Source organism: Mesorhizobium sp. M8A.F.Ca.ET.181.01.1.1, assembly GCF_004792025.1.
Taxonomy (GTDB): Bacteria; Pseudomonadota; Alphaproteobacteria; order Rhizobiales; family Rhizobiaceae; genus Mesorhizobium.
Genome location: NZ_SRTV01000368.1, coordinates 1 through 278 on the forward strand (window position 1 = coordinate 1; position 278 = coordinate 278).

Below are 278 nucleotides of genomic sequence, written 5' to 3' on the forward strand. Positions count from 1 at the left end.
GGATGTATGACGCCATACTTGCTGTTCAGACGATTTCTTCCAATGGGAAGGTGACGGTTACCTATGCGTGGGGAACTCTGGGCGACAACCATCCGGGAGAGGCCGCCGGCGCTGGAAGAATTGTGGGGAGTACGTTGAAGCTTGAGCGCCGACCGAATGGCGCAGACGTCAGTTTTGTCATGCGGCCCGACAGAACCCTGGCCGGAACCGTTAGGCTTGCCGGCCAGACCTACTCGGGCGCGTTCCTCAAGCAATGATCAAAGGACGTGTCTGAAGGC

At 58.3% G+C, this 278-nt stretch carries 1 protein-coding gene; it reads left to right on the plus strand.

The annotated features are described in order from the left end of the window. Positions 1 to 257: hypothetical protein (locus EN824_RS34995; protein WP_135933257.1), on the plus strand; the 257-nt coding region annotated here is incomplete at its 5' end. Between the last annotated feature and the right edge of the window lie 21 nt (positions 258 to 278).